The sequence below is a fragment of the Streptococcus gwangjuensis genome (genome assembly GCF_028156745.1).
In the GTDB taxonomy this organism is placed as follows: domain Bacteria; phylum Bacillota; class Bacilli; order Lactobacillales; family Streptococcaceae; genus Streptococcus; species Streptococcus gwangjuense_A.
On sequence record NZ_JAODJG010000030.1, the window covers coordinates 1 to 6,762 of the forward strand.

At 37.3% G+C, this 6,762-nt stretch carries 6 protein-coding genes; 5 read left to right on the top strand and 1 reads right to left on the bottom strand.

What is annotated here, in order from left to right; translation table 11 throughout:
- Positions 1–786 (top strand): MucBP domain-containing protein (locus N5909_RS03795; protein ID WP_271630836.1); only part of this gene is annotated, 786 nt, incomplete at its 5' end.
- A gap of 90 nt (positions 787–876) precedes the next feature.
- Here the strand turns inward: N5909_RS03795 and N5909_RS03800 are convergent.
- Positions 877–1,950, bottom strand: coding sequence for a DUF2974 domain-containing protein (locus N5909_RS03800; RefSeq protein WP_271630837.1), 1,074 nt, complete (start codon positions 1,948–1,950; stop codon positions 877–879).
- Positions 1,951–2,105: 155 nt separating this feature from the next.
- Between N5909_RS03800 and N5909_RS03805 the strand changes: the two genes are divergently transcribed.
- The 4 genes from N5909_RS03805 to N5909_RS03820 form a co-directional block, all read left to right on the top strand.
- The gene (locus N5909_RS03805; RefSeq protein ID WP_000548993.1) at positions 2,106–2,783 is read left to right on the top strand and encodes a response regulator transcription factor; all 678 of its coding nucleotides are present in this window, start codon (positions 2,106–2,108) and stop codon (positions 2,781–2,783) included.
- Positions 2,776–3,750 carry a sensor histidine kinase gene (locus N5909_RS03810; protein WP_271630838.1) on the top strand — a complete coding sequence of 325 codons (975 nt, stop codon included), beginning with the start codon at positions 2,776–2,778 and terminating at the stop codon, positions 3,748–3,750. Before N5909_RS03805 ends, N5909_RS03810 begins: the two co-directional genes overlap by 8 nt.
- A gap of 798 nt (positions 3,751–4,548) precedes the next feature.
- Positions 4,549–6,060 (top strand): ABC transporter ATP-binding protein, encoded by a 1,512-nt coding sequence (locus N5909_RS03815; RefSeq protein WP_271630839.1) that lies wholly within the window; start codon positions 4,549–4,551, stop codon positions 6,058–6,060.
- 290 nt (positions 6,061–6,350) lie between these two features.
- A partial coding sequence (locus N5909_RS03820; protein ID WP_271630840.1) for a DUF389 domain-containing protein occupies positions 6,351–6,762 on the top strand: 412 nt, incomplete at its 3' end.

Sequence of the window (6,762 nt, forward strand, 5' to 3'; positions counted from 1 at the left end):
GTCTACGAAAAAGTTAAGACATCATTCAAGGATAAAGAAGGAAATGAGATTCCAGGAAATCCAAGTGAAGATGGCGAACAACCTAAGAAAGATATCCCAGGTTACCGCTTCGTAGAGACTAAGAAACTTCCAAATGGCGATGTAGAACACGTTTATGAGAAAGTTAAGACAAGTCACAAGGATAAAGATGGTAAAGAAATTCCAAACTATCCAACAGAAGACGGTGAACAACCTAAGAAAGATATTCCAGGCTACCGCTTCGTAGAGACTAAGAAACTTCCAAATGGCGATGTAGAACACGTTTATGAGAAAGTTAAGACATCATTCAAGGATAAAGATGGAAATGAAATTCCAAACTATCCAACAGAAGACGGTGAACAACCTAAGAAAAATATCCCAGGCTACCGCTTCGTAGAAACTAAGAAACTTCCAAATGGCGACATCGAGCACGTCTACGAAAAAGTTAAGACATCATTCAAGGATAAAGAAGGAAACGAGATTCCAGGTAATCCAAGTGAAGATGGCAAGCAACCTAAGAAAGATATTCCAGGCTACCGCTTCGTAGAGACTAAGAAACTTCCAAATGGTGACACAGTTCATGTTTATGAAAAAATCATTCCTTCTGTGAAACCAGAACCTGCGAAACCATCAAAACCAGCTCCAGCTAAACCAGCTAAGGAATTGCCTAATACTGGTACAGAAGATCACTCAAGCCTAGCAGCTCTTGGACTTCTTGGAGTATTGAGCGGATTTGGTCTTGTGGCACGCAAGAAAAAAGAAGACTAATGTTTTAATCATTAAAGATTAAACAAAGGAATTCAATTTCATAAATGAAAACCCAACTAATCAAGTGATTAGTTGGGTTTTTTATGTGGATTATCTATTTTTCCATGCTTGGTAACGGGTATCAATCAATAACTGGGTGAGGCGTCCCATGGTTTCCCTTTCTTCTGGAGTGAGAGATTGAGCTTGGACGAAGAGATGACGAATGTGTTCGATAGCCTTTAAGGAAGACAAGTCATTGATAGATGTAATACCAGAATCAAGAATGGTGCCAAAGAAGAGATCGAAGTAGAGCTGGAGTTCTTCGTCAGAGACTGTGGCCACCCACTCCTTGATGGTTGTGTCAACTTGTTGGCTATCACTGTTGGTTTTATCTAGTTGGACGAAGTGCTTGTCTTCAATCTGCCAACTAAAGGTATCGTGCTGGGCGATACCACCTAAGGCAGTACTGTGCACGATGATTTGCTGGTTAGGGATTTCTAGCATCATACCGATGATGGAACCTTGTGGAATGAAGACCTTGGTTTTATCCATTATCCTTTGATAGCCCTCGGTTTGTGTCAATTCTGTGTGGAGACCAGGCGCATCAAAGGTATAAACTGCTGTGATCTGATCTTGCAAGTTTTGCTCAATTTGACTAGCAGCATAGATGGCTAAATTTCCTCCCTTGGAATGTCCAGCCAGAATGACCTTTTGCTTAGGATGGTGGGCAAAAAAGTTCTTTAAATAGCGGAGGGCATGCTTTTGAGCAGGAATTTCCTTCATATAAGTCAGGTGGAAATCTTCCTTCCAGCCAATGATACTGTCATCAGTCCCACGAAAGACAATCAGATAGGTATCGAGATTGAGGTGGTAGGTCATAGCTGCAAATTGTTTTTGCAATTCAGGATTGATGTCATTGATAAAATGGGAGAGTTTGCAATTTTTGAAGCGTTTGTGTCGAGCTAATTCATCCAATAGCTGGAGGCGATTTTTGCTGGTCAACATGTTAGGCTCTCTTGGAACCTGAGGTGCCAGGTCTAAAAGTCGCTGAGGAGTTGTGGAGACCAGATTATCAAAGGAGAGGTAGGTGGTTTCTGTTAAGGCTAAAACATCTAATTCATTCAAAGGTAGGTCGTAAAAGGAATCGTGTGCGACATCTTTCAGATAGTCAAAAATATTGGCCATAAGAGCTCCTTTCTTTTTATTTATCTTATCAAATTTCCCTTAAATTAGCTAGTAGGATTGCCTCATTTTGTTGCCTAAAAACAAGCTGCTTCAAATTCAGTTTCAGATCTTCTAGCATTGAAAAATCTGTTATAATAATAGAAAAGGAGGAGCGCATGCACAAGATTTTATTAGTAGAAGATGATCAGGTTATTCGTCAACAGGTCGGGAAAATGCTCTCTGAATGGGGATTTGAAGTGGTTCTGGTAGAAGACTTTATGGAAGTTTTGAGCCTTTTTGTCCAATCGGAACCTCATCTGGTCCTTATGGATATTGGCTTGCCTTTGTTTAATGGCTATCACTGGTGTCAGGAGATTCGCAAGATTTCCAAGGTGCCTATCATGTTTCTGTCTTCGAGAGACCAGGCTATGGATATCGTTATGGCAATCAATATGGGGGCGGATGACTTTGTGACCAAGCCGTTTGATCAGCAGGTTCTTTTAGCCAAGGTTCAGGGTTTGTTGCGCCGTTCCTATGAGTTTGGGCGTGACGAGAGTTTACTGGAATATGCTGGTGTTATCCTCAATACTAAATCAATGGATGTACATTATCAAGGGCAAGTCTTGAATTTGACCAAGAATGAGTTTCAGATTTTACGCGTTTTATTTGAACACGCAGGAAATATTGTAGCGCGTGATGACCTCATGCGGGAACTTTGGAATAGTGACTTTTTCATTGATGACAATACCCTATCTGTTAATGTGGCTCGATTGCGTAAAAAGTTGGAAGAGCAGGGCTTGGTAGGATTTATCGAGACCAAGAAAGGGATAGGGTACGGATTAAAGCATGCTTGATTGGAAACAATTTTTTCTAGCCTATCTGCGTTCCCGTAGTCGTCTGTTTGTCTATCTGATTTCTTTGACGTTTCTGCTCTTACTCTTTCAGTTTTTATTTGCCAGTTTGGGAATTTACTTTCTCTACTTTTTCCTGCTATGTTGCTTTGTAACCATCTTATTTTTCACTTGGGATATATTGGCGGAGATGCAGGTCTATCGTCAGGAACTTCTCTATGGTGATAGGGAAGCCAAATCTCCTTTGGAAATAGTTTTAGCAGAAAAATTAGAAGCGCGTGAGATGGAACTTTATCAGCAGAGGTCAGATTCAGAAAGAAAATTGACGGATTTGCTGGATTACTATACCTTGTGGGTTCATCAGATTAAGACCCCCATTGCAGCTAGTCAACTCTTAGTTGCAGAAGTAGCCGACCGCCAACTGAAGCAGCAATTAGAACAGGAAATTTTCAAAATCGACTCCTATACTAATCTAGTCTTACAGTACCTGCGTTTAGAAAGTTTTCATGATGATTTGGTCTTAAAGCAGGTTCAAATTGAGGATTTGGTCAAGGAAATAATTCGTAAATATGCTCTTTTCTTTATTCAAAAAGGCTTAAATGTCAATCTACATGATCTTGATAAAGAAATCGTGACGGATAAAAAGTGGCTGCTAGTGGTTATTGAGCAAATTATCTCAAATAGTCTCAAGTACACCAAGGAAGGTGGTCTGGAGATTTATATGGAAGGCCAGGAACTCTGTATCAAGGATACGGGAATCGGGATAAAAAACAGTGATGTCCTCCGAGTCTTTGAACGTGGTTTCTCAGGATATAATGGACGCCTAACCCAGCAGTCATCTGGACTTGGACTTTACCTATCTAAGAAAATTTCTGAAGAACTGGGGCACCAGATTCGTATCGAGTCTGAGGTTGGAAAAGGAACGATAGTACGGATTAGATTTGCTCAAGTGAACTTAGTCCTTGAGTGAGAAGAGACAATGAGTTTTTACCCAATCTCTTTTTGCTATATTTCAGGATATTTGAAGACTGTTTTTTACAAAACCAATAATAGAATTTTTAATACGGAATATAGTATAAATACTGGTTCAAAGTGAAGTTTTGTATGCTTTATACTTTTGTTGAGTATAAAATCTATAATCTAAGGGTGAATTACAAAAATTAATTTGAGATGAAGTGAATTGTAGACTTGGGAAATGTCTCCTATTCGATTTCAGAATGAATCGTTGATACAGGATTAAAAGAACTGCAGCTTTCTTTTTATTTTGAATGAGATAGGTGTATATAGATTTGTGTAACTGGTGTAGAACTGTTTCCAAAGAATTATTGAATGTATCGAATACACACATTCTATTGATTTTGAACCAGTTTTTAATTTCTAAATGTTATAATAATTTTATCAAGTAAAAGGAGACTGCCATGATTGGAGACAATATAAAATTCTTACGAAAATCACATAATCTGATATAACCAGAATTTTCACGGATTGTGGGTGTGTCACGAAATAGCCTAAATCGTTAGAAAAACTGAAAAAGCTTACTTTCAATAGAAGTATTGGAAATATTCATTTTACATCTATCAAAGAAACATGGGATAGACCTATATTTTACAAAATAGCAAATTATATTTTGAATGATAGTAAAAACTGCAGTACTTGTGTGATTTACAATTATTGCACTCAATGTCCGAGTATCGCACTATCTGAAATAGGGAATAGTAGAGATTGTTCTGCGATATGTAAAAAAACGCATTAGCAAGGAGTATCGTATATGCTACCATATCTTAAAACTATTAGATGGTATCTCTTCTTTAATTTTCTTTTTGGTGTAGTATCGAATATCTGCACAGCTTTGTTACCGTATTTCACGCAGGCATTAATCAAAGGGGATTATCAAGTAGCTCTATATGGTTACTCTATGTCAGTGGCAGGCTATTTGAGTTGTAACTATATCCAAATGATACTTGATTGGAAGCAGGGGATTATCTTTTCGACTACTTTGAAAAATGAGTGGTTTCGTTCACTTCTGGGACTCAGTCACCACGATTTCAAGCAGAAAACAGTAGCAGAGTATATTTCCTATCAATCTAATGACCTAGATTCGTTGGAAAAGGATTACCTTCCTCCATTGATGAGTTTTATCAAACAAATTTTACGTATCATCATTTACGCTTTCATTATTAGCAGAACAATTAATCCTATTGTATCACTGATTTTAATCTTTTCTACTGGAATTAGTATTCAAATTTCTAAAATCGTTGGGAAGTTGACCGCTAATCGTAGACAGGTTTACTTGAAAAAACAAGGAGATTACTATCGAACTTTGGAGGATTTGCTCATGGGACATCATTTGGTAAATAAACTAACTATGTCGCATTTTTTGAATCAACAAAAGAGTTCTCTAAAGAATTTGCAGGATAAGTATTTTAAGTATGGTTTGACAAAAATTACAGGCATCTTATTGACAGGTGTTTCTTTTGAATTCATTAGTCTTGTTCTGTTTATTTATTTAGCCTACTCTCTATCTCACCAGCAACTCGGTATTCCGGAGGTGGTGGCGAGTTTCGGATATATTAATGCTTTTTCTGAACCAATACAGGAAATCCTTTATGATTTACAAATGTTAGAGTCCGTAAAGCCTGTAATCAAGAGTTTTCAAAACATTGTTGGGAGACCCGTTTCAGTTCAAGCACCTCAACATTCTTTTGATACGATTACTTTGAAAAACATTTCCAAACAACTGGGAGAATCAAAATTGATAATTACTTCCGCTACGATTCAAAAAGGGGATAAAATTGCGCTTATTGGTAAGAATGGTTCTGGAAAAAGTAGTCTTCTCAACATTTTAAATGGAACAGATGAAGATTTTGAAGGACAAATTGTGCTAGATGGGCTTGTTTTGGACCATCTTTGGGGAAGATTCGGTATGATTCTGCAACAAGAACATACATTTATTTCGAGTTATGAAAATAATGTAACGCTATTCAATAGTTTCAATGAAAAATTCAGAGAAGAAGATTTTGAAAAAATTCCACCACAATCCCTGTCAGGTGGTCAGCAACAACGAATGTATTTAAATCGTGAGAAAAATCGTAAAAATCCATTGCTTATCCTAGACGAACCTTTCTCTGCCTTGGATACTAATCAGTTTAAAATGGAATTGGAAAGAGTTCTGGAACTACCAAGTGCCGTCATTGTTACTTTACATCGCCAAAACGAATTATTAAGTAAGTTTGACCAAGTTTGGGAAATTAAGAATGGAGAACTTGTAATTTTGAAATAGCTAAATTATAAAGAATAAAACGCATAGTATCAAGGTTCAGGAGATGCCGTTTTTCCTTCTTCGGATAAGGAAACAAAAATTTCTTGCTTCATCTATCTATTCAATTGAGAGATTTCTTCAGAGAAAAACTGTAAAATTTTTGATATAATATGGAGGATGGACTGACGGATACTTAAAAGATAATTTTCAAAAGAATAACAGGTGAGAAGAAAAATATGTAAGATTGGACAGAAGTCTCTCTACCATCATCCATGCAGAAACAAGATTATATAAAATAAAAGGAGTAACCAATGAACGGAAATTATTCAACACGTGAATACCGTGAAAAATTATACGATGATCTTCATGTTAGATCGAGAGATACAGCGATTTTGATGTGTGCGATTTTTATTGCCTCTATCGGCCTAAATGTGAATTCAACAGCTGTCATTATTGGAGCCATGCTGATTTCCCCTCTTATGACACCGATTGTTGGACTAGGATTAGGTTTAGCTATTTTTGACACTCGTTTAATCAAGCAATCTCTAGAGGTTTTACTTACTCAAGTATTGGTCAGTTTACTTGTATCGACTCTGTATTTCTGGATTACTCCCTTATCTTATGCAAGTAGCGAGTTGATTGCACGAACTTCTCCAACGATTTGGGATGTCTTAATTGCTATTGCTGGTGGGATAGCAGGTTTCATTGGTTCAAGGAAAAAAG